The sequence below is a fragment of the Paraburkholderia sp. BCC1876 genome, assembly GCF_902833695.1.
GTDB lineage: Bacteria > Pseudomonadota > Gammaproteobacteria > Burkholderiales > Burkholderiaceae > Paraburkholderia.
In genome coordinates, this window is record NZ_CADFGI010000002.1 from 158,797 (window position 1) to 183,025 (window position 24,229).

Annotated in this window: 24 protein-coding genes; 15 read left to right on the top strand and 9 right to left on the bottom strand. The window is 62.4% G+C overall.

The features are described 5' to 3' along the window. Nucleotides 1-57: 57 nt before the first annotated feature. Together HWY05_RS07170 and HWY05_RS07175 are read left to right on the top strand one after the other, a co-directional pair. Nucleotides 58-930, top strand: a complete 873-nt coding sequence (locus HWY05_RS07170; RefSeq protein WP_176057897.1) for a LysR substrate-binding domain-containing protein — start codon at nucleotides 58-60, stop codon at nucleotides 928-930. Nucleotides 931-1,010: 80 nt separating this feature from the next. After that, the gene (locus HWY05_RS07175; RefSeq protein ID WP_176057898.1) at nucleotides 1,011-1,640 is read left to right on the top strand and encodes a GNAT family N-acetyltransferase; all 630 of its coding nucleotides are present in this window, start codon (nucleotides 1,011-1,013) and stop codon (nucleotides 1,638-1,640) included. A gap of 177 nt (nucleotides 1,641-1,817) precedes the next feature. Here the strand turns inward: HWY05_RS07175 and HWY05_RS07180 are convergent, their stop codons facing one another. After that, on the bottom strand, nucleotides 1,818-1,979 hold the full coding sequence (locus tag HWY05_RS07180) for a DUF1328 domain-containing protein (protein WP_035551387.1): 162 nt from the start codon (nucleotides 1,977-1,979) through the stop codon (nucleotides 1,818-1,820). 204 nt (nucleotides 1,980-2,183) lie between these two features. On the opposite strand from HWY05_RS07180, the gene HWY05_RS07185 reads away from it, so the two are divergent. From HWY05_RS07185 to HWY05_RS07235, 11 genes are all read left to right on the top strand, one after another. Next, entirely contained in the window at nucleotides 2,184-3,161 is a 978-nt protein-coding gene (locus HWY05_RS07185) for a LysR family transcriptional regulator (protein ID WP_176057899.1), read from the top strand. A 124-nt stretch (nucleotides 3,162-3,285) separates the two neighbouring features. After that, a complete protein-coding gene (locus HWY05_RS07190) occupies nucleotides 3,286-4,785 on the top strand; it encodes a 2-hydroxymuconic semialdehyde dehydrogenase (RefSeq protein ID WP_176057900.1) in 1,500 nt (499 codons plus the stop codon). Then, nucleotides 4,782-5,603, top strand: a complete 822-nt coding sequence (mhpD, locus tag HWY05_RS07195) for a 2-keto-4-pentenoate hydratase (RefSeq protein ID WP_176057901.1) — start codon at nucleotides 4,782-4,784, stop codon at nucleotides 5,601-5,603. The genes HWY05_RS07190 and mhpD overlap by 4 nt, the downstream gene beginning before the upstream one ends. A gap of 11 nt (nucleotides 5,604-5,614) precedes the next feature. Beyond that, nucleotides 5,615-6,565 (top strand): acetaldehyde dehydrogenase (acetylating), encoded by a 951-nt coding sequence (locus HWY05_RS07200; protein WP_176057902.1) that lies wholly within the window; start codon nucleotides 5,615-5,617, stop codon nucleotides 6,563-6,565. 30 nt (nucleotides 6,566-6,595) lie between these two features. After that, the gene (dmpG, locus tag HWY05_RS07205; RefSeq protein WP_176057903.1) at nucleotides 6,596-7,633 is read left to right on the top strand and encodes a 4-hydroxy-2-oxovalerate aldolase; all 1,038 of its coding nucleotides are present in this window, start codon (nucleotides 6,596-6,598) and stop codon (nucleotides 7,631-7,633) included. Beyond that, a complete protein-coding gene (locus HWY05_RS07210; protein ID WP_176057904.1) occupies nucleotides 7,630-8,406 on the top strand; it encodes a fumarylacetoacetate hydrolase family protein in 777 nt (258 codons plus the stop codon). The genes dmpG and HWY05_RS07210 overlap by 4 nt, the downstream gene beginning before the upstream one ends. Further along, complete coding sequence (locus HWY05_RS07215) at nucleotides 8,403-8,831, top strand: RidA family protein (protein WP_035551368.1); 429 nt, start codon at nucleotides 8,403-8,405, stop codon at nucleotides 8,829-8,831. Before HWY05_RS07210 ends, HWY05_RS07215 begins: the two co-directional genes overlap by 4 nt. A gap of 33 nt (nucleotides 8,832-8,864) precedes the next feature. Continuing rightward, nucleotides 8,865-9,389: a 3-hydroxyanthranilate 3,4-dioxygenase gene (locus HWY05_RS07220; protein WP_176057905.1), complete on the top strand. Its 525-nt coding sequence runs from the start codon at nucleotides 8,865-8,867 to the stop codon at nucleotides 9,387-9,389. 26 nt (nucleotides 9,390-9,415) lie between these two features. Next, nucleotides 9,416-10,438 carry an amidohydrolase family protein gene (locus tag HWY05_RS07225; RefSeq protein ID WP_035551361.1) on the top strand — a complete coding sequence of 341 codons (1,023 nt, stop codon included), beginning with the start codon at nucleotides 9,416-9,418 and terminating at the stop codon, nucleotides 10,436-10,438. A 77-nt stretch (nucleotides 10,439-10,515) separates the two neighbouring features. Further along, nucleotides 10,516-11,745: a kynureninase gene (kynU, locus tag HWY05_RS07230; RefSeq protein ID WP_176057906.1), complete on the top strand. Its 1,230-nt coding sequence runs from the start codon at nucleotides 10,516-10,518 to the stop codon at nucleotides 11,743-11,745. Nucleotides 11,746-11,892: 147 nt separating this feature from the next. Further along, nucleotides 11,893-13,293, top strand: a complete 1,401-nt coding sequence (locus HWY05_RS07235; protein ID WP_176057907.1) for an amino acid permease — start codon at nucleotides 11,893-11,895, stop codon at nucleotides 13,291-13,293. Between the two features lie 339 nt (nucleotides 13,294-13,632). On the opposite strand, the gene HWY05_RS07240 is transcribed toward HWY05_RS07235, so the two are convergent. The 8 genes from HWY05_RS07240 to HWY05_RS07270 all read right to left on the bottom strand — a co-directional run bounded on the left by HWY05_RS07240 (nucleotide 13,633) and on the right by HWY05_RS07270 (nucleotide 21,898). Further along, nucleotides 13,633-13,989, bottom strand: a complete 357-nt coding sequence (locus HWY05_RS07240; protein ID WP_176057908.1) for a hypothetical protein — start codon at nucleotides 13,987-13,989, stop codon at nucleotides 13,633-13,635. A 235-nt stretch (nucleotides 13,990-14,224) separates the two neighbouring features. Further along, nucleotides 14,225-14,902, bottom strand: a complete 678-nt coding sequence (locus HWY05_RS07245; RefSeq protein WP_176057909.1) for a response regulator transcription factor — start codon at nucleotides 14,900-14,902, stop codon at nucleotides 14,225-14,227. A gap of 859 nt (nucleotides 14,903-15,761) precedes the next feature. Then, a complete protein-coding gene (locus HWY05_RS38710) occupies nucleotides 15,762-16,172 on the bottom strand; it encodes a c-type cytochrome (protein WP_347880801.1) in 411 nt (136 codons plus the stop codon). 74 nt (nucleotides 16,173-16,246) lie between these two features. Then, nucleotides 16,247-18,049, bottom strand: a complete 1,803-nt coding sequence (locus HWY05_RS07250; protein WP_035551346.1) for a hypothetical protein — start codon at nucleotides 18,047-18,049, stop codon at nucleotides 16,247-16,249. A 19-nt stretch (nucleotides 18,050-18,068) separates the two neighbouring features. After that, nucleotides 18,069-19,109 carry a porin gene (locus HWY05_RS07255; RefSeq protein ID WP_035551342.1) on the bottom strand — a complete coding sequence of 347 codons (1,041 nt, stop codon included), beginning with the start codon at nucleotides 19,107-19,109 and terminating at the stop codon, nucleotides 18,069-18,071. A 203-nt stretch (nucleotides 19,110-19,312) separates the two neighbouring features. Next, nucleotides 19,313-20,338 carry a porin gene (locus HWY05_RS07260; protein WP_035551339.1) on the bottom strand — a complete coding sequence of 342 codons (1,026 nt, stop codon included), beginning with the start codon at nucleotides 20,336-20,338 and terminating at the stop codon, nucleotides 19,313-19,315. 133 nt (nucleotides 20,339-20,471) lie between these two features. Beyond that, complete coding sequence (locus tag HWY05_RS07265; protein ID WP_244146543.1) at nucleotides 20,472-21,449, bottom strand: NAD(P)-dependent oxidoreductase; 978 nt, start codon at nucleotides 21,447-21,449, stop codon at nucleotides 20,472-20,474. Further along, nucleotides 21,446-21,898 (bottom strand): VOC family protein, encoded by a 453-nt coding sequence (locus tag HWY05_RS07270; RefSeq protein WP_051980543.1) that lies wholly within the window; start codon nucleotides 21,896-21,898, stop codon nucleotides 21,446-21,448. Before HWY05_RS07270 ends, HWY05_RS07265 begins: the two co-directional genes overlap by 4 nt. Nucleotides 21,899-22,132: 234 nt before the next feature. Between HWY05_RS07270 and HWY05_RS07275 the strand changes: the two genes are divergently transcribed. Beyond that, a complete protein-coding gene (locus tag HWY05_RS07275) occupies nucleotides 22,133-23,095 on the top strand; it encodes an alpha/beta fold hydrolase (RefSeq protein WP_176057910.1) in 963 nt (320 codons plus the stop codon). Between the two features lie 61 nt (nucleotides 23,096-23,156). After that, nucleotides 23,157-24,128 carry a dihydrodipicolinate synthase family protein gene (locus tag HWY05_RS07280; protein ID WP_176057911.1) on the top strand — a complete coding sequence of 324 codons (972 nt, stop codon included), beginning with the start codon at nucleotides 23,157-23,159 and terminating at the stop codon, nucleotides 24,126-24,128. Nucleotides 24,129-24,229: the final 101 nt, after the last annotated feature.

Consider the following 24,229-nt stretch of genomic DNA (forward strand, 5'->3'; position numbering starts at 1 on the left):
CGGCGTGGCGGGTATTAAGATAAGTTGATATTTCTTATGCCCACTTCAGGAAAGCTGATGACCCGTGATCTCGACAGCAGTCTGCTGCGCGCGTTCGTAACCGTGGCGGAAACCGGCGCGGTGGGCGTGGCGGCCGCACGTCTCGCGCGCACGCAGGCGGCCGTCAGCATGCAGTTGAAACGGCTGGAGGAGGAGCTTGGGCAGCGTTTGCTCGACCGCTCGCCACGAGGCGTGCAACTCACCGAGGCCGGGCATGTGTTGTTGCCGTATGCGCATACCATCCTCGGCGCGGGCGCAGATGCACGGCGCGCGTTGAGTGCGGGGCAGGTCTCCGGCAGCGTGCGGCTCGGCATGCTTGAAGACATCGCGGTCGGACGACTGCCGCGCGCATTGCGGCGCTTTTCGACGGCGTATCCGCAGGTGGCGCTGGAGATTGTGGTCGACAGTAGCGAGGCGTTGTCGAACCGGCTCGGCGAGGGCGGTCTCGACGTGGTGGTGGGCGACCCCGCGCTGATCGATGCGACGCCGCTGCTCACGTGGACCCAGCCGCTCTTCTGGGTCGGCGCGCGCGGCTTCAGTCGCGAAGCGGACGCGCTGTTGCCGGTGGTGGCGTTTGGTGGCACATGTCTGTGGCAGCAACTGGTGCTGACCGCGCTGCGGCGCGCGGGGATCGCGTGGCGCATTGTGTGCACCAGCACCAGTTTGCCCGCGGTGCAGTCGGCGGTGGAGGCGGGGCTGGGCGTGTCGGTGCTGCTCGACGGCAATATCCGGCCGGAGTCGATGCGCGTGCTCGGTCAGGCCGACGGTTTGCCCGATGCGCCCACGGCGGACTTTGGGCTCTTCATGCGGCAAGTGCCGGGCAAGCATGCGGCCGCGGTTCAAACCTTGCACACGTTTCTATGCGAGGAGTTGCATCTCGGTCCTCAGTGAGTTTTTACGACATTTTTTCTTGAGACGCTGCTACCCCAAATCTACACTTCGAGCATCCTGACAAGCCTGAGGTGCTCACCGTGAAGCGACGTGCAACGCAGCAGCAATCCGTTCGTATCGACTACGTGTATCACGGCGTCGGCCGTGTCGAATTGCGCCGCTTCGATCCGGCGCGCGATTCATTTGTCGCGTTGACGGCGTTGCTGCATCGAGCCTTTGCACCGCTAGGCGAGGCCGGTCTCAATTGCACCTGTGTGGATCAAACGGTCGACACCACCCGTTCGCGCGCCACGCGCGGCGATTGCTATGTCGCGGTGTGCGAGGGCCGCCTCGTCGGCACGATGACGCTCTATGCGCCGGAGCGTGAATCTTCCTGCGAGCTCTACCGGCGCGACGATATCGCCAGCTTGCGGCAGTTCGCCGTGGAACCCATGTGGCAGGCGCGCGGCATCGGCACCTTGCTGATTGCGTTCGCCGATCATTGGGCCGCGACGCGCGGGTATGCCGAGCTCGCGCTCGATACGCCGCAACCGGCCGCACATCTGATCGCGTTTTATCGTGGGCAGGGGTTTCGGATCGTCGATTTCGTGCGCTTCGACGGCAAGCAGTACGACAGCGCGATCCTGAGCAAGCCGCCCGTGGCGACGCGTACGCTGGCTAACTGGTCGCATCGATTAAGTGTGCCGGCGCCGGTCGCGCGCGCGGCTTGAACGATGCGCTGAAGCGCGGCTTGAACGATGCGCTGAAAAGAATAAGCCCCGGTGCGCGCAGCAACTATTGCAATACCGTGTGGCAATTATTGCAATGAGGCCGCAACGAGCGCTGACGCGCGCACCGGGGCGGGGGCATCCGACCTGAAGAGTCGGACGCCGATGGGCTAAGGGCGCTCAGCGCCGCATCACGCCCATCAGCAAGGTGACGAGGAAGATCACCACGAAGATGAAGAACAGCACCTTGGCAATTTCCGTGGCGCCGGCGGCAATGCCGCCGAAACCGAACACTGCGGCGATGATGGCGATGATGAAGAAGATGACAGCGTATCGAAGCATGGGGCCTCCCACCGATGGATTGCTGGATTGAACTCGAAAACGGCCACGCGTTGTGGGCACGACGTGCTTTGACGGGGTGTGTGCCGGCGAGCGGAATAGAGCAATAGATGTGCCCAGCGTTGTCGAACCAGGGGCTGCCCCGGATCGGCCGCGCGGTTTTGTGCTGTTACCATCGCGGATCGTCGATTTCCGCGCTCCTTCGCCATGCAATCCAATCCGCTCAGCGAGATTTCCCTGATCCGCAAGCTGAAGCTCAATCAGCTCATGATCTTCGAACGTGTGCTGGAAACGCGTTCCGTCGTGCGTGCGGCCAATGAAATGCGCCTGACGCAACCGGCCGTCACCAAGGTCATTCACGAACTCGAGTCCTGTTTCGACGGCGCGTTGTTCGCGCGCTCGAATCGCGGCGTGGTGCCCACCGATCTCGGCCTGCTGCTCGGGCGGCGCGTCAAATCGCTGATGGCAGAACTGCGCTACATGACCGACGAGCTGAACGATTTTCGCCTCGGCACCAGTGGTCATGTGATCGTCGGCACACTGATTTCGGCGTCGGCGCGGCTCTTGCCCACCGCCATCGCGATGCTGAAGGCGCGCACGCCGAACGTGCTGGTGACGGTGCGCGAAGGCACTACCGCGCATCTGTTCCCGGCATTGGCTACCGGCGACCTCGATATCGTGGTCGGCCGCCTGCCCGAGCGTGAATTGCCGATTGCCAGCGCGTTTCCGCTGACGCACGAGGCGCTGTTCGACGAATCCCTGTGCGTGGTGGTCGGCAAGGGCTATGGCCCGGCGCCGGCGGGCGTCACGCATCTGGCGGCGCTGGTCGGTTCGCCGTGGATCCTGCCCACGCCCGATTCGCCCGCGCGGCTGTCGGCGGAACATCTGTTTCGCGCGGCCGGCTTGCCGTTGCCGACCGATATCGTCGAGTCGCTGTCGCTGTTGACGAACATCGGTCTGCTGCTCGACACGCCGCGTATCGCGCTGATGCCGCGCGTTGCGGCGCAGCAGTTCGAAGACGCCGGTTTGCTGCGGATTCTCGATCTGCCGGAGAGCGGCGCATTCGGCACGGTCGGCTTCTCGGTGCGCTCGCACAAGGAGCAGAGCGCAGCCTGTCAGGCCTTCGTGGAATGCCTGCGCGAGGCCGTCAGCGTGGCCGCGCCCGTGGCCGATGCGGCGGTTTGAGCCGGCCTGAACGGCCTGTTTCTGGTATTCCCCTTTAGCATACCCACCACCCAATCTTTGATTACCGCCGCGCGAGGCCTCGACCTTAGACTCCTGCCAATACTTCAATCGAGCAGGAGACGTTGTGACCTTCACCCCGGCCGCCGCGCAGCGCGCTCAATCTTCAGGTGCGTTACTTCGCCATTACGTGAATGGCGAATTCGTCGCCACCGCAAGCACTTTTCCTAACTTCAGTCCGGTCGACGGCCGCGAACTCGCGCAGGTCTGCGAGGCCGACGCCGCCACGGTTGACGCCGCCGTGCGTGCCGCCGTCGCCGCGCAACGCGCCGGCTGGCGCAACACCACGCCGGCGCAGCGCGCCGACTGGCTACACAAGATTGCCGACGGTATCCAGGCGCGTTTCGACGACTTCGTCGCCGCCGAAGTCGCCGACACCGGCCGTCCGCTCGAACAGGCCCGCAAGCTCGATATCGCGCGCGGCATCGCGAACTTCCGCACGTTTGCCGATCTGATCCGCACCGCCCATAGCGAGTTCTTCGAAACCCACGCCGCCGACGGCAGCGAACTGATCAACTACGTGACGCGCAAACCGCTCGGCGTAGTGGGCATTATTTCGCCGTGGAATCTGCCGTTGCTGCTGTTCACGTGGAAAGTCGCGCCGGCGCTCGCCATGGGCAATTGCGTCGTCGCCAAGCCTTCGGAGGAAACGCCGACTTCGGCCACGTTGCTGGCCGAAGTGATGCACGACATTGGTCTGCCGCCTGGCGTGTTCAATCTGATTCACGGTCATGGGCCGAATGCGGCGGGGGAATTCCTGACGCGTCATCCGGAGATCAGCGCGATCACGTTCACCGGCGAATCGCGCACCGGCAGCACGATCATGAAAACGGTTGCCGACGGCGTGAAGGAAATCTCGTTCGAACTCGGCGGTAAAAACGCGGCCGTGGTGTTCGCCGATGCGGACTTCGATGAAGCCGTGGCGGGCGTGCTGAAGTCGAGCTTCACGAATGCGGGCCAGGTGTGTCTGTGCAGCGAGCGCGTGTACGTCGAGCGGCCGATTTTCGAGCGCTTCGTCGCCGCGCTGAAGGAAAAGACCGAAGCGCTGCGAATCGGTGCACCGGACGATCCAGTGACAACCATGGGCCCGCTGATTTCGCGCGGGCATCGCGAGAAAGTGCTGTCGTATTTCCGGCTGGCGGTCGAAGAGGGCGCCACGGTCGTGACGGGCGGCACGGTGCCGCAATTCGGCGACGCGCGCGATCAGGGCGCATTCGTGATGCCGACCATCTGGACCGGCCTCGCCGATAACGCCCGCTGCGTGAAAGAAGAAATCTTCGGACCGGTGTGCCACATTGCGCCGTTCGATAGCGAAGACGAAGTGATCGGCCGCGTGAACGATAGCGCGTACGGTCTCGCCGCCAGCATCTGGACCACGCACCTGGCGCGCGGCCACCGCGTCGCGCGGCAGATCGAAACCGGCATCGTGTGGGTCAACGCGTGGTTCGTGCGCGATCTGCGCACACCGTTCGGCGGCACGAAGCTGTCGGGCATCGGCCGCGAAGGGGGCCGTCATTCGCTCGATTTCTATTCGGAACTGACCAACGTTTGCGTGAGGATCGCATGAGCGCCATCGACCTGAACGCCGCACGACTGCTTGCCGATGCGCTGTGGCAAGCGCAGCAGAACGGCGCCCCCATCGCACCGCAGCGCGCAGCTATTGCCGCGCTCGGCGGCGACGCGCTCGACGCCGCGTACGCGGTGCAGCGTCTGAACACCGAGCGCAAGCTCGCGAACGGCGATCGGCTGGTGGGTCGCAAAATCGGCCTGACGTCGAAAGCCGTGCAGACGCAACTCGGCGTCGATCAACCGGACTTCGGCATGCTGTTCGACGATATGTCGATTGCCGACGGTGAGGAGATCGCGCTGTCGCGCACGCAGCAGCCGAAAGTGGAAGCGGAAATCGCGCTGGTGCTCGCTCGCGATCTGCCGCACGAACGCCACACGATCGCCGATCTGATCGGCGCGACGGCTTACGCGTTGCCCGCGATCGAAATTGTCGGCAGCCGGATTGCCAACTGGGATATCCGTCTGACCGATACGGTGGCCGACAACGCCTCCAGCGGTCTGTTCGTGCTCGGCAACCGCCCGGTCAAACTCGACGCGTTCGACGCGATCCAGTGCGGCATGGTGATGGAGCGGCGAGGCGATCAGGTGAGCGTCGGCGTCGGCGCGGCCTGCCTCGGCAATCCGCTCTACGCGGCCGTGTGGCTCGCCAATACGATGACGCGCGTCGGCGCGCCGCTGCGGGCCGGCGACATCGTGCTGACCGGCGCGCTTGGGCCCATGGTGGCAGTGAATGCCGGCGACGTTTTTACCGCCCATATCGAAGGGCTCGGCTCGGTTAGCGCGAGCTTTGCCCATCACCCTGACTCCACGTCGTGAACGGGAACGCCATGCACGATCAACTTCAGCAGGACAAGCAGGCCGTCGCCATTATCGGCTCCGGCAACATCGGCACCGATCTGATGATCAAGGTGCTGCGAAACGCGAAGCACCTGAAAATGGGCGCGATGGTCGGTATCGATCCGGCTTCGGACGGCCTCGCGCGCGCCGAACGGCTCGGTGTGCCGACCACCGCGAACGGAATCGACGGCCTCGTCGCCATGCGTAATTTCAGCGATATCCGCATCGCGTTCGACGCCACCTCGGCCGGCGCGCATCATCGCCACGCAGCCGTACTGCGCGAGCACGGCGTGACCGTGATCGATCTGACGCCGGCCGCGATCGGGCCGTTCGTGGTGCCGGTGGTCAATCTGTTCGCGCATCTCGACGCACCGAACCTGAACATGGTCACGTGCGGCGGCCAGGCGACGATTCCTATCGTGCATGCGGTGTCGCGCGTCGCGCCGGTGCGCTATGCGGAAATCGTCGCATCGATTGCGAGCCGTTCGGCCGGGCCTGGAACGCGCGCCAATATCGACGAGTTCACCGAGACCACCTCGAAAGCGATCAAAACGGTCGGCGGCGCGACGCGCGGCAAGGCGATCATCGTGATGAATCCGGCCGAGCCGCCGCTGATGATGCGCGACACCGTCTACTGCCTGACCGAAGAAGACGCCGACACCGACGAAATAGAAAGTTCGATTCACGCGATGGTCGCCGCGGTGGCGAGCTACGTACCCGGCTACCGGCTGAAGCAGGCCGTGCAGTTCGACCGCTATACCGCGGCGAATCCGCTGGCACTGCATGCGAAGGAGCGCCGCGCGGGCCTGAAAGTGAGCGTGTTCCTCGAAGTGGAGGGCGCCGCGCATTACCTGCCTTCGTATGCGGGGAATCTGGACATCATGACCTCGGCGGCGCTGGCCGCGGCCGAGCAGATCGCGGCCAGCCGCGTGGCGGCGTGACGTGACGGCGAAGACACGAGGACAAACGCAATGACCGATAGCAACAAGATTTACGTTTCGGATGTGACGCTGCGCGACGGCATGCACGCGATCCGCCATCAGTACTCGATCGACCACGCGGTCGCGATCGCGCAGGCGCTGGATGACGCGGGCGTCGACAGTATCGAGGTCGCGCATGGCGACGGCTTGTCGGGTTCCAGCTTCAACTACGGTTTCGGCGCGCATACCGATCTCGAATGGATCGAAGCCGTCGCGGCAACCGTGAAGCGCGCAAAAGTGGCCACGCTGCTGTTGCCCGGCATCGGCACCGTCCACGATCTGCGCGCGGCTTATGACGCCGGCGCGCGCATCGTGCGGATCGCCACGCACTGTACCGAAGCCGATATTTCGAAGCAGCATATCGAGTACGCGCGTTCGCTCGGCATGGACACGGTCGGCTTTCTGATGATGTCGCACATGACCTCGCCGGATGCGCTGGCGAAGCAGGCGAAGCTGATGGAAAGCTACGGCGCGCAGTGCGTATATGTGGTCGATTCGGGCGGCGCGCTGAATATGCGCGACGTCGGCGAGCGTTTCGACGCGTTCAAGGCCGTGCTCGATCCGGCGACGCAAACCGGCATGCACGCGCATCACAATCTGTCGCTGGGCGTGGCGAATTCGATCGTCGCGCTCGAACATGGTTGCGACCGCATCGATGCGTCGCTGACCGGCATGGGCGCGGGCGCGGGCAATGCGCCGCTCGAAGTGTTTATCGCGGCGGTGGATCGCATGAAGCTGAATCACGGCTGCGACGTGAAAAAGCTGATCGACGCCGCGGAAGATATCGTGCGTCCGCTGCAGGAACGGCCGGTACGTGTGGACCGGGAAACGCTCGCGCTCGGATATGCCGGCGTGTATTCGAGCTTTCTGCGTCACACGGAAGCGGCGGCGGCGAAATACGGCCTGTCCGCTTTCGAGATCATGGTCGAACTCGGCAAGCGCCGGATGGTCGGCGGCCAGGAGGACATGATCGTCGACGTCGCGCTCGATATGCTCAAGGCACGCGAGCTGGCGAAGGAGGCCGCATGATCTCGCTGGACGCGATGGCCGAGCGCATCGACAACGCCGCGCGCCACGTGGACCCGATCGCGCAACTCACCACGGCCACGCCGTTTTCGCTCGACGAGGCGTACGGCATTCAACGCGCCTCGATTGAACGGCGCATTCATCGCGGCGAAAGCATGGTCGGCGTGAAGCTCGGCTTTACGAGCCGCGCGAAAATGATCCAGATGGGCGTGGATAGCCTGATCTGGGGCTGGCTCACCGACGCCATGCTCGACGAAGACGGCGGCCGCGTGGCGCTCGACCGCTTCATTCATCCGCGTGTCGAGCCTGAAGTCTGCTTTCTGACGAGCCGCGAAATCGATCGACCGCTGACCCTGCTCGAAGCCTCGCGTTACCTCGAAGCCGTGGCCCCGGCCATGGAGATCATCGATTCGCGCTACCGCGACTTCAAGTTTTCGCTCGAAGACGTGGTGGCGGACAACTGTTCGTCCGCAGGCCTGGTGATCGGCCCGTGGACCCGCAGCTTCGACGGTTTGCGCAATGCGGGCGTGACGATGCGCGTCGACGGCCGTGTCGTGCAGGCCGGCTCCACCGCCGCGATTCTCGGCGATCCGTTGCGCTCGGTCGTGCAGGCCTCGCGTCTGATTTCGCAAAGCGGGCTCGTGCTGCCCGCTGGCTCGCTGATCATGGCGGGCGCTGCGACTGCCGCTCATCCGTTGCCGGTCGACGCGCATGTGCGTTGTGTCGTCAATGGCCTCGGCAGTACCGAATTCACTACCTACCGACTCTCCCAATGACCGAACCGACCATTCAAGGGCGCGTGGTGCCCGGCAAAGCGAAACCGCGTGGCCGTTTCCCGCATGTGACGCGGGCCGGCGACTTCCTGTTCGTCTCCGGCACCAGCTCGCGCCGGCCGGACAATACGATTGCGGGCGCCAGCGCCGACGAGCTCGGCACCGTGCAACTCGACATTCGCGAGCAAACGCGCGTGGTGATCGAGAACATTCGCGATATTCTTCAGAGCGAAGGCGCGGATCTGTCGAACCTCGTCGAGATCTCGTCGTTTCTCGTCAACATGAACGACTTCGGTGGCTACAACGCCGTGTATGGCGAGTACTTCGACGAAACCGGCCCGACCCGCACCACGGTCGCCGTGCATCAATTGCCTCATCCGCATCTGCTGATCGAGATGAAGGCGGTGGCGTACGCACCGAAACGCTAGACACGCGCGATAAAACCAAACCAAGAGACAGCCATGCTCACGTACGGCAAACCGTTCAATTTCCCGCGCTGGATCGACGATCACGCGCATTTGCTGAAGCCGCCGGTGGGCAATCAGCAGGTGTGGCAGGACAGCGATTTCATCGTCACGGTGGTGGGTGGACCGAATCACCGCACCGATTATCACGACGATCCGCTCGAGGAATTCTTCTATCAGATGCGCGGCAATGCGTACCTGTATCTGTGGATCGACGACAAGCGCGAACGCGTCGATCTGAACGAAGGGGACGTGTTTCTGCTGCCGCCGCATGTGCGTCATTCGCCGCAGCGGCCGGAGGCGGGCAGCGTCTGCCTCGTGATCGAACGGCAGCGCCCGCAGGGCGTGGTGGACGGCTTCGAATGGTATTGCGACGACTGCGGGCAGCTCGTTTATCGCGTCGAGGTGCAACTCAAGAGCATCGTCAACGATCTGCCGCCGCTGTTCAATGCGTTCTATGCGTCGGAAGAGAAACGCCGCTGCGCGCATTGCGGCCATGTGCATCCCGGCAAGGCCGTCTGACTCAAACGATACCCGACAGAATCACGATGACACTTCGAATCGACATGCATTCCCACTTCTTTCCGCCGATCACGCGGGAGGAGGCCGCGCGCCTCGACGCGGACCACGCGCCGTGGCTGAAGATCGACGCGGACGGTGAGCGCGGCATGATCATGACCGGCGACAAGAGCTTTCGCCCGGTGTATCGGGCGCTGTGGGACCCGGCGCTGCGCATTGCGGAGATGGACGCGCTCGGCGTGGATATTCAACTGATGTGCGCGACGCCCGTGATGTTCGGCTATCGCTACGACGCTGGCGCCGCGCACGCGTGGGCCGCGCGCATGAACGACCAGGCGCTCGAACTCTGCGCGTACGCACCGCAACGTTTGATGGCGCTCGCGCAAGTGCCCTTGCAGGATATCGATCTGGCGTGCCGCGAGGCGACGCGCGCGCATCGCGCCGGCCACCGCGGCGTGCAGATCGGCAATCACCTCGGCCCGCGCGATCTCGACGACGAACATCTCGTCACCTTCCTCACGCATTGCGCGAACGACGGCATTCCGGTGCTGGTGCATCCGTGGGACATGATGACCGACGGCCGTATGAAAAAGTGGATGTTGCCGTGGCTCGTGGCGATGCCGGCGGAAACGCAATTGAGCATGGTGTCGCTGATTTTGTCGGGGGCATTCGAGCGGATTCCGAAGTCGCTCAAGCTGTGCTTCGCGCACGGCGGCGGCAGCTTCGCGTTCCTGCTCGGCCGCGTGCAGAACGCGTGGGAACAGCGCGATATCGTGCGTGAGGATTGCCCGAATCCGCCGGTGTCGTATCTCGATCGCTTTCACGTGGATAGTGCGGTGTTCGACCAGGGCGCGTTGCGACTGCTGGTCGACACGATGGGCGAGGATCACGTGCTGCTCGGTTCCGACTATCCGTTTCCGCTCGGCGAGCAGAAGATCGGCGATCTCGTCGCGCATCACCCGCAATTGAGCGACACGGCCAAAGCGAAGATTCTCGGCGCCAATGCGCGGCGTTTCTTCGATTTGCCGGTGGATGTCGCGCACACCGTTTAAACCGACTCCGGCAACGCGGCCCCATTGCGTTGCGTCAGTCCAGTCATTGCAATAAGAAATCACAGGAAACAAGCCAGATGATCACCCGGGAACACTGCGCCGCGCTCGATGCGGCCGATACCTTGGCCCACTGCCGCGCGCGCTTCGATCTGCCCGCCGACACGATTTACCTCGACGGCAATTCGCTCGGCGCGATGCCCTCCAATGTGCCCGCACGGATCGAGCAGGCGTTGAAACAGGAATGGGCGCACGGCCTGATCCGTTCGTGGAACGACGCCGACTGGTATCCGGCGCCGCAGCGCACCGGCAACAAGATCGCGAAGCTGATCGGCGCGGGGCAGGACGAAGTGATCGTTGCCGATTCGACCTCGGTGAATCTGTTCAAGGTGCTGGTAGCGGCCACGCGCATGCGGCCCGGCCGCAACGTGATTCTGGCCGAGCGCACTAATTTTCCGACCGACGTGTATATCGCGTCGAGCGTCGCGGAGATGACCGGTTGCGAATTGCGCTGCGTCGATCCCGAGGAGATCGTCGCGGCGATCGATGACAGCGTGGCGATCGTCTCGCTCACGCAGGTCAACTACAAGACCGGCAAACGCTACGACATGGAGACGGTGACGCGTCAGGCGCACGAGGCCGGCGCGCTGATCGTGTGGGATCTGTGCCACTCGGCGGGCGCGATGCCGGTCGGTCTGAACCGTTGCGACGTCGATTTCGCGGTGGGTTGCGGCTACAAGTATCTGAACGGCGGTCCGGGCGCACCGGCATTCGTGTTCGTCGCGTCGCGCCATATCGAAGCGATGCGTCAGCCGCTGACCGGCTGGCACGGTCATTCGAAGCCGTTTGAATTCACGCACGACTACGCGCCGCATCCGGGCATTGACCGCATGCTGACGGGGACCGCGCCGCAGCTCGGCGTGATTGCGCTGGAGAGCGCGCTCGAAGCGTTCGACGGTGTCGATCTCGACGTGTTGCGCGAGAAGAGCGTGGCGCTCGGCAATCTGTTTATCGAGTTGAGCGATCAGGAATTGAAGGGACTGGGTTGTACGCTGGCGTCGCCGCGCGACGCGGAGCAGCGCGGCAGCCAGGTGTCGCTCGGACATGCCGAAGGGTACGCGATCATGCAGGCGCTGATTGCACGCAATGTGATCGGCGACTTCCGTGCGCCGGATATTTTGCGCTTCGGTTTTGCGCCGCTGTATGTGCGCTACGTGGACATCTGGGACACGATCGCGCAACTCAAGGACATCATCTCCACCGATGCGTGGAATACCGACGAGTTCAAGGCGCGCAAGTCGGTGACCTGAGCGCGGTTGTGCAATGAACAGGCAAGCGCCGCGATGCGAGCCATAAAGAGTCGGACAAGAGCGTAATAGAGCAAGCGAGTAAGACGACAGCGCGGCACCGGCGGTTGCGTGCGACGCACGCAACCGCATCCAGGAGGAGACATAAAGATGACGCAAGAGCAGCGAGGCTTCGACACGATTGTCGAACGCGAAAAGGGATTGCACCGCGGACTGTCGACCGGGCAATTGTCGATGATTGCGATTGGTGGTGCGATCGGTACGGGTCTGTTTCTCGGCAGTGGATTTGCGATCGGGTTTGCCGGACCGAGCGTGCTGGTGAGTTATGCGATCGGTGCGCTGATCGCGCTGCTATTGATGGGGTGTCTGGCGGAGATGACCGTCGCGCATCCTACTTCGGGGTCGTTCGGGGCTTATGCGGAGCACTATATCGCGCCGTGGGCCGGGTTTCTGGTGCGATATGCGTACTGGTCGTCGATTGTTTTTGCGGTCGGCACCGAGGTGACGGCGATTGCCGTTTATATGAAGTACTGGTTTCCTGCTGTGCCTGGGTGGTACTGGATTGTCGGTTTTTCCGCTGCGCTGATCGGGATCAACTCGGTGAGCGTGAAGGTCTTCGGCGCGGTCGAGTATGTTTTCTCGATGCTGAAGATTGTGGCGATTGTCGGCTTTATTCTGCTTGGCGCTTATGTGGTGTTTGGGGCGCCGGCTCAGTCTTCTATCGGGTTTGCGAATTACACGTCGCATGGCGGGTTCTTTCCGAACGGCGTGTGGGGGATGTGGGTTGCGGTGATCGTTTCGATCTTTAGTTATCTGAGCATCGAGATGATTGCTGTTGCGGCCGGGGAGGCTCGGGATCCGCAGAAGGCTATTACGCAGGCGTTTCGCGCGACGATGGTCCGGTTGGTGTTTTTCTATCTGCTGACGCTGGCTTTGATGCTGGCTATCGTGCCCTGGAATGCGGCTGGGACCGATGAGAGCCCGTTCGTGCGGGTGATGGCGGCTACGCATGTGCCGGGGGCCGCTGGGGTTATTAATTTTGTGATTCTTGTGGCGGCGTTGTCGGCGATGAATAGTCAGCTCTATATCACTACGCGGATGATGTTCAGTCTTTCGCGGGCAGGGTATGCGCCTGGGCGGTTGGGGGTGCTGAGTTCTAAGGGTGTGCCTGTGGCGGCGTTGTGGCTTTCTACTGTTGGGATCGCTTTGGCTGCTGTGCTGAATGTCGTTTATCCCGATGCTTCGTTTGTTTTGATGATGTCCGTCTCCATGTTCGGGGCGATGTTTACCTGGTTCATGATTTTTGTTACTCATCTGTTCTTTCGGCGCGAACATGCACGGGCGGCGCTGGCGTTCAGGATGTGGGGGTTTCCTTTTACTTCGCTTCTCGGGGCTGGGCTTATGCTTGGGGCGCTTGTTACTACGTGGTTTACGAAGGAGTTCCGGTTGACGCTTGTGATTGGGGTGCCGTTTGTTGTTGGGTTGCTTGTTGTTTATTTTGTTTGGTATCGGAAGAGGGGTGGGCGGGCTGCCGGGGTTGAGGTGGCTTGAGGTAGGGTTTGGGTTTTTTGGGTTTTTTGGTCTGTTGGCCTTTCCTTGATTTGGTTGTGGTCTATTAGTGATCCCCCTGTGCAGGGGAGCACCTACTTTTCTTTGCCTGCCGCAAAGAAAAGTAGGCAAAAGAAAGCGGCTCACACCGCTAACCATTAAGCGGGTCCCCCGCACAGTTGCGGTAGTGGTGCATCTGGAATCCGTGCTCTCGCACATTCCGCGCTCGTGGCAAGGCGTCATTCTTCCGGCGGCGCTTCGCGCGCCGCCGGGGTCGGTCTTGCGCCGTGGCTTTGGGATTGGTTCTTCGCCGCTTTTGCATTTCACCCTGGCGGGACTCTCTTACGGACTTGTTCTTCCCCATGTTTTGGCCGAACCGATCGCGTCGTTTACCTTGCCTGTAAAAGCCGCGACTCCGGAATACTGGGGTTTGAACCACTCCGGTTCGCCCTTCATGTTGCTGACCTTTCCGGCGTAGCCTATTACCGGTAGCCCCGTTCTGTTGGATAACATTTGAGCGTTCGAGAACGGTCCCCCCGTGGCGCCGTAGCAAGATTGCAACTCGACGCGTTTGGTGTCGAAGGGGACGTCCTTCGCCCAACTCTTTGCCGCCGTGTAACCACTGGCACAATCGTTTGACTCGAGACGTTTTTCGGCCATGAAGGGCGCGCCGTGAGCTGAGATCTTGTGTGTAAACATGCTCTCTTCCTCGTGAGTGATGTTCTTACTCCCACACCGAAAAAACTTCCGGTAGACCGGGTTCGAACGTCTCGAAGAATAGTGATGCCATCATCCATTGGGTGTTCAAGGAGTAATACGAAGACCAATGTGGCGATACATTCGAAAGTACTCCGTGAATTCTTGCGCTCCGTCACGCTTCGTTCATTCAACTGTTGCCTGTTGCCGTTTGTTCTGGTGTCCCTCGCTGACGTTGCTAGCCGAATCGATAACCGGAGCCGCGCACTGTCCGGATCATCTGTTGCGCGCCGAGCTCGCCGACCTTTTTGCGCAGGCGGGCGACATGGACGTCGATCAGGTTCGTGTCGGGATCGAAATGGCGGTCCCATACGGCTTCGAAGATCATGCTGCGTGTCAGTACCTGGCCCGCGTGCCGCATCATGAATTCGAGTAGGCGGAACTCGGTCGGTTGCAGACAGAGTTTGTCCTGCTGGAACATGAGCGTTCGCTTCACGAGGTCGAGCCGCAATGAGTCGACGCGCAACATCGGTTGCGCTTCTTTCTTGAGCGACGGCCGTGTTCGTAGCAGCACTTCGATGCGGGCGAGCATTTCGTCGAACGAGAACGGCATGGACATATAGTCATCCGCGCCGGCGCGCAGGCCTTCGATGCGTTCATGCACATCGGCCACGGGACTCACCATCAGAATCGGCGATTGCGCGCCAATGCCGCGCAGCGTCGCCAGAACGCTCAGCCCGTCGAGATCCGGCGGTGTCCGGCTAAGAATCACGGCGTCGTAATCCGTGCTCATCAAGCGCCTGATGCCTTTGCGGCCGCTGTCCGTCACGTCGACGGAGATGCCGCCCGCATTGAGCGTGCGGGCGATTTTCTGCGCGACACACGGGTCGTCTTCAATGATCAAGATGTTCCACATGTCATGACCGGCATCGATTTAGCACTATCTGGGCACAGAATCCATCCCGACGTACACCAGCACGTTGTTCATCGACCGCTCAGCGCCGCAGGATGGGCTACAGGTGGTTAAACACATCCTCCCGCCGTTTTATTCCACCCCGCAATCGAAACCCAAGCCCACCTGCCGCCAAATGTTCGAAGCAGATAAAAATAATCATTAGACGGACGCACGAGCGAGGCGATGCTGAATCCAGCACCACCGACGATTGGCTCGACGCCGAGAACGCCGACGAGCGCGAGACGGAAGGAGAGAGCCAAGGGCGTGTGTCGCAGACAATGACTGTGCGAGGGCGAGGAATCCAGATGCTCCACTTTCTGGGGTAGGAAGCGATGTAGGGCGGCCGAGCACGATGCCAGAAGTGCGCTGGAGACCGCAAAAAAGCGAGTGACTTACGGACGACCGCGACGGCGCGCGCAGCGCCGCCGGAAGAATGACGCCTTAGTCACGAGCTCGGAATGTGCTAGAGCACGGATTCCAGATGAGCCACTACCGCAACTGTGCGGGAGACCCGCTTAGCAGCGGCCGTGCTTGAACGACCGCCGCGGCGCGCGAAGCGCCGCCGGAAGAATGACGCCTTTGTCACGAGCGCGGAATGTGCGAGAGCACGGATTCCAGATGCACCACTACCGCAACTGCGCGGGGGACCCGCTTAATGGTTAGCGGTGTGAGCCGCTTTCTTTTGCCTACTTTTCTTTGCGGCAGGCAAAGAAAAGTAGGTGCCCCCCGCACAGGGGGATCACTAATAGACCACAAAGAACACAAGGAAAGGCCAACACCCAAAGAGCACACCAAACCCCAGCCAACCGGCACCCCCCCACTACTTAACCCCAAGAATCCACCGAGCAAACCTCTCAGCATCAGCATGAGAAATCGCATTAGCCGGCATACTCGCCCCGGTATTCCACTTCCCCGAGCTCCCCTCAAGCATACTTTTCACAAGCTTCGCAACCGCATCAGGATCACCGCGATAGCGTTCGGAGATAGCCCGAAAGGGCGGCCCGACTTTAGTGGTATCGATGGAATGACAAGCGCGGCAAGTCTGCTCGCTGGCCGAGCTCGAGTGAGCGGCATTCGCAGCATCTCCGGCCGTAGCCGCAGCCGTAGCACCAAAGGCACCAGCACCAAGAGTCCCTCCAGCCACACCCACAAGAACCCAAAAGACCCGAATCCATTTCACAATCACACTCCAGACAAAAAGAACAAAAGAACAAAAAACAAAAAGCCCCACCGAACGAAACCGCCGGCAGGGCAAAAAGCAAAGCGCTCAATCCAAGAGCATGGAACAACAAAAACCCAAACCGCTCACCGCGGCGGCCAAGGCTTAGCCGGTGCGCCAATCACCGGCTTGCCCAACAACGGCGTCGACAACGCATACGCGCCATTCTCAGTAAAGGCCCAGATGATATTGCGGTCGTACTCGGTATAAATCGCCAGCACACCCTTCCCAAGCGTATAACTCGGCAACTCACTTTCATCCGCCAGAGCAGGCACAAAATACCCAGCAATAGTCGGCTTCTCCGGATTCCGCACATCGAAGATCTGCACACCGGCGTTATAGAACGAGTAAGGAATCACCCCTTGCCGCGACCCACCAGGTTGCCCAATAGCATTGGAACGCTTCGGCCCAAAGTTCCCCCCACGCTGGCAGAAGCTGGTGAAAGGCGCGCCCTCAGGCGGCGTAGGCTGAGGCAACTTCGCTGCTACCTTCAGATGCGAAGGATCGCGCGCATCGACGACAAAGATATCCTTATACGGCTCATAGCAATCGCGATTCATCGGATAACCGCTCGTCAGCACGAAGCCTGTGCGCTCGTACTGACTGACATCGGCATTGTCGTACTCGGTGCCCGCGAAACTCGGCGCCGTATTCACATTGCCGAGTACCTTCGGCTTAGCCGGATTCGACAGATCGAACGAGTACAAGCCCAGCCCGCCCATCGCGCCAAAGCCAATCTTGCCGCCTTGTTCCAAAGGCTTCGGCAAGAAGATGGGAATTCGCGACCCCATCCACGAAGTACGATTCCCCGCACGCGGATTCTGCAGATAAGCCTGCTCATGGGCGTCATTACCGAGAATCTGGCCCGGCACCGAGATCTGCGAAACGAACTTCGGATCGGCCGGATCCGACATGTCCCACACCTGATAGCCCGGCGAATACAGATAGTTCGGGTACTCGGTCAATCCGTAGCTGTCATCCGGCGCGGCCGACAGAATCATGTACTTGCCGCCGTAGTACTCCGGCGCATCGAGCGAACCCGAACCCTGTTGCTGGCCGACCGGCGCATCGGGATGCTTGTAGTCGGTGGTACGCGTCGCGATCAGCTTCCATTGGCTCGGCAGCGGGCCGTCCATTTCGAAGACCTTGAAGCCCTTCAGCGAGTTGTAGTGACGTTGCGCCTCGACCTTGTCCGGCTGCTCGCTCTTGTCCGTCATCAGCCCATAACGGCCAATTTCAAACGACGCCACCAGCACTGGCTTGCCAAGCTTCTTGCTCCACACGATGGTGGCGCCGCCCAGATAGTTGTGGACGTTGTTCGGATCGAAGTGCTCGGTCGGTCCTTTCGGACCCCACGTGCCGCCTTGCGAAAACACCACCTTGCCGTTGGCGGGATCGGTCACGTCCATGATCCGCAGATAGTCGCGGTCGTGAATGTAGAGGTAACGGTGACCGTCGAAGTCGGCGATATTGTTCCAGGCGTGAAAGGGCGAATCGACGAGCGGATAGAAGGCCAGCACCTTCACGTCCTTCGCGTAACTCTTCTTGTCCCACGTGGTCATTTCACCGGGGAAGCGCTGCCCCTGGTGAACTTCGGGCGTCGCTTTCGGCCACACGAACTGGCCGGTCGCCGGGTCCATGCCGTAGTCGACGCCCGGCTTGAGCGGCAGCGGCGGGCGATTCGGCGTCAGGCGCAGCCACGCGGCGAGGTACGGGTCTTTGACCGCGGGCGTGCCGGGCGTCGCCGATGCCGCCGCAGCGGTTGCGGCCGCGTCCGAGGCAGCCGCCACAGGTTGCGCCGCATCGCCGCTCGCGTACGCGGCGGCCGACATGAACGCCAGCAGCGCGCCGGTTGCGAGAGTTGATTTCAGATGGCTTGTGCGAAGCATGGGCTTCCTCCTTTTTGTATTAGAACGCGTGACGAATACCGAACTGGAAGCCGCTCGGATTCTGTCCCGCGTTCGGATAGACCTGGAACGTCACCGGATACGCGACCGGCACGTTGTTCTGGCTCTTCACGTGAGCGAACGTCGCATACAGGTCGGTGCGTTTCGACAAACCGTACAGGTAGCCGATCACGCCGCCGGTCGCGCTGGAAATGCTCTTGTTGTTGTCGTCGTGACGATGCACCACGCTGACATACACGCGGCTGCGGCCGTCGATATTCCAGCGCGCGCCGACCTGCGCGTCCCAGCCCTGCGAATTGAACGCGACGTACGGCGGATAAGCGTAATAGCCGTTGTACGTGTGATAGATCAGGGTCGGCTCGAAGCCGCCGAACTTGTAGACAGCGGCAAAGTAGTTATCGCGCGACGAATGAATCTGCGACGACTTGAAGATGTCCCGCGTGTACTGCAACTCGCTCACCGCGCCGATGAAGATCGGCCCGTGGCGATAGTCGAGGCTGGTGCTCAGGAAGCGTCCCGCGCGGGTGCTGTCGCCCACGCCGGTCGTGGCCATGATGCGGCCGGTGAAGCCGTAGAAACTCGGCGTCTTGTACTGGATCGCGTTATCCACGCGATACGACGCGTAGAAGAACTCCATGTTGTTGACCATACTGAAATCGGCCGCCCAGCTCGGATCGGCGTAGCCCGCAATCCAGTACGACGGCGTGAACTGACGCCCCATGGTCACTTCACCCCAGTTGCCCTTGAGACCGACGAACGATTGGCGGAACTGCGTCGACTGCACGCCGGTGTTCGCGGAGAACATCGGCTCGACGGTGAACACGGCCTTGTTGCCGCCGCCCAGATCCTCGACGCCGCTCAGGTTGAAACGCGAGTTGTTCAACCCGCCGCTCGACATGCGCGTGACGTTGCCGCCCGAGCCGGATGAGATCAGATGTTCGATGTTCAGGTCGACATAACCGGACAGCCAGACGCTCGACTGAGCATGTGCCCCGGCGCATGCAAGCATCATGGCGCCTGACACGAGAGTCTTCTTTTTCATTCCATCTCCAAACAAATCGTCGTTCTTTTCGTGTTGTTGAGAGTGCTGTCGTCGCGCGCGACAGCCGCGGTGCCTTCCTTTTCTGTCGTGTATACACAAACTGGAAAAAATTATACCCACGGCAAAATTTGGATTCCGAGCTTTATTTTTTTATACAAAACAGCGGTTTAGTTATAGCGGGTTGACCCGAATGGCATAGCGCGTCAAAACAGATGCCGGATTCCGGTCGCATAAGTCATGGCTGTGCCGTAACCGGAAAGCCGGTCGTAGACGGTCAGCAGGTACAGATCCGTGCGTTTGGAGAGGAAGTAGTCGAGCCCGGCGGAGCCCGTGTTGCGCCCGCTGACGGCGTTTTTCGGCGCGCTGCGGCGCGTGTAGGCCCATTCGGCGAGCGCGCTGAGTTGCGCGGTGAGCGGCACGAACAGGCCCGCTTCGAAGGTGTGCGCGCCGACGCCGGTTGAGTCGGTGCGCAGTCCTTGCAATGCGCCGTACAGTTTGAACAGCGAAAAATCGTACGCACCGCCGACGAGGTACGCGTTCTGTGTCGGCGATGCGACACCGGCCACCACGCGCGTGCGTTGCACGGTCGCGACAGCGGTGAGCGAACCGCCGGCATAGGTGGTGGATAACGCGGCGTTGTAGACGCCGTTCGCGCCCGCGAAGCCGCCGGGCGCATACACGGCCGTGGTGGTCAGGCCGTTCAGATTCGGACTGGTGTACTGAATGCCGTTGTTCCACACGGTATCGCCCGCGATGCTACCGCCGTACGGCGCGGTGAAGGTCTGCATCACCAGCGGCGAAAACAGGATCGACGCCTGAAACGGATTGACCGCCTGTTCGGCGAGGTAGAGCAGGTTGGTGTGCCGCCCGAGCGTGACGCGGCCGAACGGCCCGGCAATGCCGACGTACGAGTTGCGTCCCCAGAACGGATCGGCGGACGTGCGGCCGACGCCGCCGTTGGTCGGCTGGAAGAAGCTTTCGAGCACGGCGATCGCGCGATAGCCGGCGCCGAGTTCCTCGTTGACACGGATGCCCCAGTACGGCGCCGTGAGCCCGGGGCTTTGTTCGGCGATCGCGGCGGGCGGGCCGTTGCTGCGTTTGGTGTCGGCGATATCGAGGCCGACGAGTCCGTACAGCGTGACAGACGTCTGTGCATGAACCACGCGGGACGCGAGTCCCCATGCAGTGACGCAACTGAGCGCGAGCGCGCCCAACGATCGAACGTTCATGGCGGATCCTCTGGTGCGGTTGGGAACAGCGGGAATTGCGGGAACAGCGGGAACAGCGGGAACAGCGGGAACAGCGGGAACAGCGGGAACAGCGGACGACGGAGAGGGCGGCGCGATGCTGCGCCGCCCTGTTTCAGGCAGTGCGCACCGCGAATTCGATCGGTGCCTGGGCGAAGTGCTGCGACAGACTGGCGAGCAACGCATCGCGCTGCGCAATCCACGAAGCGAGCGAACGCCCCGCGATATGCGGCGTAATCAGCACGCCGGGATGATCGAGCAGCGCGCGCGGCACCTCGGGTTCGCTATCGATCACGTCGAGCCCCGCGCCCGCGAGCGCACCGTCGGCGAGCGCGTCGATCAGCGCCTGCGTGTCCAGCACCGAACCGCGCGACACGTTCACCACGTAGCCGTGCGGCCCGAGCGCCCGCAGCACGTCACGATCGATCAGATGTTTCGTCGCTGGTCCACCGTTGCAGGCGATCACCAGAAACTCGCTATCCCGCGCGAGTTCGACGAGGTCGCCGTAGTAGCGGCCGGGCGCGTCGGCATGCGGCTGACGTCCGTGATAACCGAGCGTGACGTCGAAGCCCTGCGCGCGCGCGGCGATCAACCGGCCGATCCGGCCCATGCCGACGAGACCCAGGCGCGCGCCCGTCAGCGTCGGCCGCTCGGCGCGCGAGGTGCGCCAATGGCCGGCGCGCACCGCGTCGGTAAGCGGCGCGTAGCCGCGCGCGAGCGCGAGCAGCAGACCGATTGCATGATCGGCGACGGTCGCCGCATTCGCGCCCGGCGCATGCGTGACGACGATGCCGCGTCGCGTGGCGGCGGCGACATCGACGTTCTCGTAACCGGCACCGAACGCGCTGACGATCTCGAGCGCGGGCAGCGCGGCCATCTGCGCGTCCGACAAACCGGTCGAACCGTTGGTCACTACCGCGCGCACGTTCGCCAGTTCAATGCGCGACGACAGTGCCTCGGTGTTTAAATTATCCGGGTGGTAGTGCAGCATGTAATCGTGCTGCAGCGCATCGAGCGTCGCGTCGGGCAGCGCGATCAACGCCAGCACATGCGTACCGCTCAAGCCCATGCCCATGCTCAGGCCCGCGCTCATTGCGAATCGGTGGACGGCGCAACGGTCGGCACAACAGCTGACGCAACCGTCGGCGCCACTTCCTTCACCGCGCCTTTCCAGCCGTTCTCGGTGATGTCGAACACGGTGCCGTCGGGCATCCGGTACTTCACTTCGTAAAACACGTTCGGATCTTTTTCATGGCGGCCCGTCAGATACGTGCCGCCGGCCGCGACCACACGCGCGGCGGTGTCGTCGACGTTATCCACCCACATGCCGAAGTGGATCACGCCGCGCACGTCCTTCAGGCCCGCGTAGCCGGGCACGGTTTCGTCCTTGAAGTTGAGCAGCGCCACGTTCATCGTGCCGTCGGTCATATAGATGCCGCGCATCGCGTTGCCCGCGCGGCGCATGCCGAACGCCTGCTCGAAAAATTGCGCGGCGGCTTCGGGATCTTCCACCGAGAGCGCGATATGACGGAGCTTGTCCATGAGATGTCCTTGGGTTGTCCTGACGATGAATCGCCCGCAGGCGAAGGGAGGGTTGTCGTGACTGTGAATCAAGTGTGTCCGCAACTTCACCAGGTATACTACGGATAACAAATGTATACACAAAAACAAATTGATATACCAGAATGGTCTTCATACGCTGATCGGGGCTAGCTCCGCTTAGGCGGCTTTGCTTCAGCAGCCCGCTGAATCGCCGCGATGTATGAAGGACCCCCGATGCAGACCTCGCAGGAACCGTTAGGCAGTCTGTCCGCCACGCTCAGGCAGCGCTTCGCGCAGATCGGGCCGGTGTGGGCGAGCGATATCAACGCGCACCGCGATCTGGTGATCGACGCGTATTCGCCGTTGGTGGCCGCGGCGCGCGATGCGGGCGCATCGTTCGAGGCGGCGCGCGACGTTCCGTACGGCAGTCATGAACGGCAGCGGCTCGATGTGTTCGCATCAGAAGAGACGCGACGCAAGGGCAATGCCGATGTGGTGCTGTTCGTCCACGGCGGCGCTTTTCTGCGCGGCAGCAAGAGTTTCAACGGACTGATCTACGACAACGTCTCGCGCTGGTTCGCGCGGCAGGGCTGTGTGGCGCTCAATGTCGAGTACCGCCTCGCGCCCGAAGCGTCGTATCCCGCAGGCGCTGACGATGTCGCCGCCGCGTTGGCGTGGGCGCATGCGCATGTCGTCGAGTTCGGCGGCGATCCGCGCCGGATCTATTTAGTCGGCCATTCGGCGGGCGGCGCACACGTCGCCAGCTATCTGTGCGATCCGCTGTTTGCAGGGCTGCGTGACGGCGAAAACGCGCAGGCTGTGGCGGGCGCGGTGCTGATCAGCGCGCGGCTCGCGGCCGATGTTTTCGCGGATAACCCGAATGCCGCCGGCGTGCGCGCCTATTTCGGTGTGGACGAATCACGCCACGCCGCGCGCTCGCCGCTGACCTACGCCGAACACTTCGATACACCGCTCATGGTGGTGGTCGCCGAATACGAGAACCCTTATCTGGATGCCTACGGCGCGGCTTTTTTCGAGCGCGTGCTGTGGGCGCGTCAACGCGCCGGCGACGCGCGAGCGAAACGCGCGCCGCGTTTCATGCAGATGCTGCGGCATAACCATACGTCGGTGGTCGCGCATTTCGATTCGGGCGAGACGTTGTTGGGGGACGCGATGCTTGATTTTTTTCGTGGGTAGGTGGGGCGCGCTACCGCGCCGATCCGCCGCCACTGTCCGCACGACTCACAAGGAGACCCGCATGTCCCGCAGCACGTCCCCGAACCACGCATCTGCATCCGCATCCCCGTTCGCGACACCGCGCGTATTCGCACCGGTCATCACGCCGTTCACCGCGGACTCAACCGTCGACGCGCCGCGCTTCGTCGCGTTCTGTCGCTGGCTGGTCGGGCAGGGCGCGGGGCTCGCGCTATTCGGCACCAACAGCGAAGCCAACTCGCTGAGTCTCGCCGAACGGCACGCGTTGCTGGACGACGTGATCGACGCCGGTATCGACCCCGCGCAGATGTTGCCGGGCACCGGCGCGTGCGCGCTGCCCGACGCGATCGCGTTGACGCGTCACGCGAACGAAGCCGGTTGCGCGGGCGCGTTGATGCTGCCGCCGTTCTTCTACCAGGGCGTCAGCGACGACGGCCTGTTCGCGTACTACGCCGACGTGATCGAAGCGGTCGGCTCGGACCGCTTGCGCGTGCTGCTGTATCACATCCCGCAGTTCACGGGCGTGCCGATCACGCACACGCTGATCGAACGGCTGATCGCCGCGTATCCGCGCACGGTGGTGGGTATCAAGGACAGTTCGGGCGATTGGGCCAACACGGCGGCCATGCTGGAGAAGTTTCCCGGCTTCGCGGTGTTTCCCGCGTCCGAGGCGTTGCTCGGTAAAGCGCTGCCGCTTGGCGCGGCCGGCTGCATTTCGGCAACCGCGAATATCCAGCCGCATGCGATTGCGAGTCTGCTGAACGCGGCGACGGAGGAAGAGAGAACGCAGTGGGAAGGCAAGGTGGCGACGGTGCGGCTGGCCGTGCAGGCGCAACCGATGATTCCGGCGCTGAAGAGCGTCGTCGCGCACTTCGCGAACGACGCCGCATGGAATCGCGTGCGCCCGCCGCTCACGCCGATGAACCCGGCGCAGTCCGGCGCGCTATTGCAGCAGTTGCAGGCGTTGGCGTTTTCGATGCCGTCGATGGCAGCGCTCGCGGCGGTGGCCGCGTGAGCATGATGTGGCCGTCGCCGGGTGGCCGCGTGGTGTTCAGCGGCTCAATGCCTGACTCCATGCCGAGCGCTCTCGCAGGGAGCAAGCCGACGCTTGAGCCG

What these genes read in the sequence shown, in the direction of transcription:
- HWY05_RS07170 (WP_176057897.1), top strand. Translation starts at nt 58, where the DNA reads ATGACCCGTGATCTCGACAGCAGTCTGCTGCGCGCGTTCGTAACCGTG.
- HWY05_RS07180 (WP_035551387.1), bottom strand. Translation starts at nt 1,979, where the DNA reads ATGCTTCGATACGCTGTCATCTTCTTCATCATCGCCATCATCGCCGCA.
- HWY05_RS07185 (WP_176057899.1), top strand. Translation starts at nt 2,184, where the DNA reads ATGCAATCCAATCCGCTCAGCGAGATTTCCCTGATCCGCAAGCTGAAG.
- mhpD (WP_176057901.1), top strand. Translation starts at nt 4,782, where the DNA reads ATGAGCGCCATCGACCTGAACGCCGCACGACTGCTTGCCGATGCGCTG.
- HWY05_RS07200 (WP_176057902.1), top strand. Translation starts at nt 5,615, where the DNA reads ATGCACGATCAACTTCAGCAGGACAAGCAGGCCGTCGCCATTATCGGC.
- dmpG (WP_176057903.1), top strand. Translation starts at nt 6,596, where the DNA reads ATGACCGATAGCAACAAGATTTACGTTTCGGATGTGACGCTGCGCGAC.
- HWY05_RS07210 (WP_176057904.1), top strand. Translation starts at nt 7,630, where the DNA reads ATGATCTCGCTGGACGCGATGGCCGAGCGCATCGACAACGCCGCGCGC.
- HWY05_RS07215 (WP_035551368.1), top strand. Translation starts at nt 8,403, where the DNA reads ATGACCGAACCGACCATTCAAGGGCGCGTGGTGCCCGGCAAAGCGAAA.
- HWY05_RS07220 (WP_176057905.1), top strand. Translation starts at nt 8,865, where the DNA reads ATGCTCACGTACGGCAAACCGTTCAATTTCCCGCGCTGGATCGACGAT.
- HWY05_RS07225 (WP_035551361.1), top strand. Translation starts at nt 9,416, where the DNA reads ATGACACTTCGAATCGACATGCATTCCCACTTCTTTCCGCCGATCACG.
- kynU (WP_176057906.1), top strand. Translation starts at nt 10,516, where the DNA reads ATGATCACCCGGGAACACTGCGCCGCGCTCGATGCGGCCGATACCTTG.
- HWY05_RS07235 (WP_176057907.1), top strand. Translation starts at nt 11,893, where the DNA reads ATGACGCAAGAGCAGCGAGGCTTCGACACGATTGTCGAACGCGAAAAG.
- HWY05_RS07240 (WP_176057908.1), bottom strand. Translation starts at nt 13,989, where the DNA reads ATGTTTACACACAAGATCTCAGCTCACGGCGCGCCCTTCATGGCCGAA.
- HWY05_RS07245 (WP_176057909.1), bottom strand. Translation starts at nt 14,902, where the DNA reads ATGTGGAACATCTTGATCATTGAAGACGACCCGTGTGTCGCGCAGAAA.
- HWY05_RS07250 (WP_035551346.1), bottom strand. Translation starts at nt 18,049, where the DNA reads ATGCTTCGCACAAGCCATCTGAAATCAACTCTCGCAACCGGCGCGCTG.
- HWY05_RS07255 (WP_035551342.1), bottom strand. Translation starts at nt 19,109, where the DNA reads ATGAAAAAGAAGACTCTCGTGTCAGGCGCCATGATGCTTGCATGCGCC.
- HWY05_RS07260 (WP_035551339.1), bottom strand. Translation starts at nt 20,338, where the DNA reads ATGAACGTTCGATCGTTGGGCGCGCTCGCGCTCAGTTGCGTCACTGCA.
- HWY05_RS07265 (WP_244146543.1), bottom strand. Translation starts at nt 21,449, where the DNA reads ATGAGCGCGGGCCTGAGCATGGGCATGGGCTTGAGCGGTACGCATGTG.
- HWY05_RS07270 (WP_051980543.1), bottom strand. Translation starts at nt 21,898, where the DNA reads ATGGACAAGCTCCGTCATATCGCGCTCTCGGTGGAAGATCCCGAAGCC.
- HWY05_RS07275 (WP_176057910.1), top strand. Translation starts at nt 22,133, where the DNA reads ATGCAGACCTCGCAGGAACCGTTAGGCAGTCTGTCCGCCACGCTCAGG.
- HWY05_RS07280 (WP_176057911.1), top strand. Translation starts at nt 23,157, where the DNA reads ATGTCCCGCAGCACGTCCCCGAACCACGCATCTGCATCCGCATCCCCG.